The following is a 2,640-nucleotide window of genomic DNA, read 5'->3' on the forward strand; positions in this document are numbered from 1 at the left end:
CATGCCCCGGCACGGCATGGGCCGCGCCCGCCCTGCACCCTGCCGTGCGTCTGGCCCTAGGGGTGCCCCTGGCCGCCGTGCTGTACCTGGTCCTTTCGCTGTGCTGCCGCAGCCGTGACGCCCGCGCGCTGCTGCGCGTTGTGCGAAGCGGAAAAACAGGCTAGGCTCGCCGGGTTGCCCCGCCTTGCGCCCTGACCTTTCGCGGCGGAAGGCGCCAACCGGACGGCGACGGCGCAACCGGACCACCCCCGCAGTTGCCCGCCCGCACACGAGCGGCACACACGAAGGCACGCACACGAAGGCACGCACAAGGGACGCCGCATGCCCCAAAAGGCCCCACGCCATCTGCTCACCGGCATCCAGACCCGTCTCGGCCTGCTGATCACGCTGGTCACCACCGTCATGCTGGTGGTGTTCATGGTCATGGACTACACCGCCGCCAGCGGCAAGCTGCACCGCGACATAGAGGACTTCGCGCGGCGGCAGGCCGTGCGCGTGGCACGCCAGCTTCAGGTGCCCGCGTGGAACCTGGATGCCATGTCCATCTCCGCCGTACTCGCGGCGGAAATGGAAGACCAGCGGGTATACGCGGTGGCCCTGTTCGAGCGGGACGGCACCACGCTGCTCGGCGGCATGCAGCGCGACGGGGACTGGCGCCCCGTGCCGTGGAGCGGCGCCATCGGCGGAGATTTCGTCACCGAGCGTGAAGTGCTGGCCCACATGGGTGAAGAGATCGGCAGCGTGGTGGTGATGGTTTCGCCGCGCGGCATCGACGACGCCCTGTCCGCCATGGTGCGCGAAAGCGCCGTGCGCGTGACCCTGGTAGGCTTCGTACTGGTGGTGCTGATCATCCTCATTCTGCGGCGCACGGTGGTGGTGCCCGTGGCCGGGCTGGCACAGGTGGCCCGCAGGGTGGCGGAAGAACGCAACTACGCCCTGCGCGCCGTGCGACACGGGCAGGACGAGATCGGCCGACTGGTGGACGCCTTCAACACCATGCTCGAACAGGTGGAGCGCCACGAACGCCAGCTGACCGTGCAGCAGGGCGAACTGGAACGCATGGTGCGTGAACGCACCACGGCACTGGACACCGCCCAGGCCCGCGTGGAACGCGCCAGCCGCGCCAAGAACGAATTCCTGGCCGGTGTCACCCATGAATTGCGCACCCCCATGAATGCCGTCATCGGCATGGTGGACATCACCCTGGGTACGAATCTTGCGCCCAAGCAGAGAGAATACTTGAATCTTGTCCGTTCCTCGGCGCGCTCGCTGCTGGGTGTGGTGAACGGCGTGCTGGATTTTTCCAAGCTGGAGGCCGGACGGCTTACCCTGGAATCCATCCCCTTCCGCACCCGCGACCTGCTGGAAGAGGTCACCGACCTGTTCCACGACCGGCTGGCCATCAAGGACATCGAACTGGTGGTGGACATCGACACCGGCGTGCCCCCGGTGCTGGTGGGCGACCCGCTGCGGCTGCGGCAGGTGCTGGTGAACCTGGCCGCCAACGCCTTCAAGTTCACGGAACGGGGCGAGGTGGTCATCCGCGTGGGACTGGTCGGCACGGGAGTCGGCGCGGAGACCGGGGCGGGGACCGGGGCGGAGAACGCACCGGAAACGCCGGGGAGCGACGCGGCGGGCAGCGCGCGGGCCGTTGGCCCGCACGGCAACGGCGTGGAACTGGCCTTTTCGGTACGCGATACGGGCATAGGCATCGCGCCGGAAGCGCGCGAGCGGCTGTTCGAATCGTACAGCCAGGCCGATGCCTCGGTATCGCGCCGCTTCGGCGGCACCGGCCTTGGCCTGTCCATAGTGCGCGCACTGGTGCAGCTCATGGGCGGCGACGTGGGCGTGGAAAGCGAGCCTGGCCGGGGCAGCACCTTTCGCTTCACCGCCCGGTTCGGGCTGCCACAGGAGCAGGACCCTCCCACCCCGCCTCCGCCGCAGCTGGCAGGAAAGCTGGCGCTGGTGGCCGAAGCCAACCCCGCCTGCGCCCGCGTGCTGGCCCGGCTGCTGGCGCAACTGGGGGTGCGCTGCCAGGTGGCGCCCAACGTGGCTGCCCTGCGCACGGCCCTGTACCACGGCCCGGAGCAGGTCCCCGCTCCCGGCCATGAGGCGGACCACGCGGTCGGTCACATGCATGATCAGGCGGATGACAGGGTGGATGATCAGGCGACGGACCGCGCCGAACCCGCCCCGCGCGTCAGGCAGGACGCCCCCCCCTCGCCAACGGCCTGGGACTTCGTGCTTTGCGGCCTGTATCTGCCGGTGATCGGGACCACCAATGCGGGGACGCCCACTGCCGTGGGTGCCATGGAATGCCCGGACGAACCGGGGGACATCCCCAATGCTTGCGCGGCCTCCACCATTCTCATGCATCTGCGCGAGGAAGGGGTGGCCGTACCGCCGCTGCTGGTGGCCGCGGCCATGGGCCGCGAGCCGGACGCTGAAACCACAGCCCGCCTTGGCGTGCTGGCGGTACTGATCAAGCCGGTGAAGCTGGCCGCCCTGCAAGAGGCGGCCCTGCGCGCCGTCAGCCCCGCAACGAAAACATGCGCCGGAACGGGCACGCCGGGCGTCACGCAGCCCGCCGCCGGGCTGGCTGCCACCGCGTCCCGAGGCGGCAATACCGGCGCCATCACC

At 69.7% G+C, this 2,640-nt stretch carries 1 protein-coding gene; it reads left to right on the top strand.

Annotation, left to right across the window (positions count from 1 at the left end):
* Positions 1-321: 321 nt before the first annotated feature.
* A partial coding sequence (locus FVW27_RS12805) for an ATP-binding protein (protein WP_167125699.1) occupies positions 322-2,640 on the top strand: 2,319 nt, incomplete at its 3' end.

The organism is Nitratidesulfovibrio liaohensis, assembly GCF_011682075.1.
Lineage (GTDB): Bacteria > Desulfobacterota > Desulfovibrionia > Desulfovibrionales > Desulfovibrionaceae > Cupidesulfovibrio > Cupidesulfovibrio liaohensis.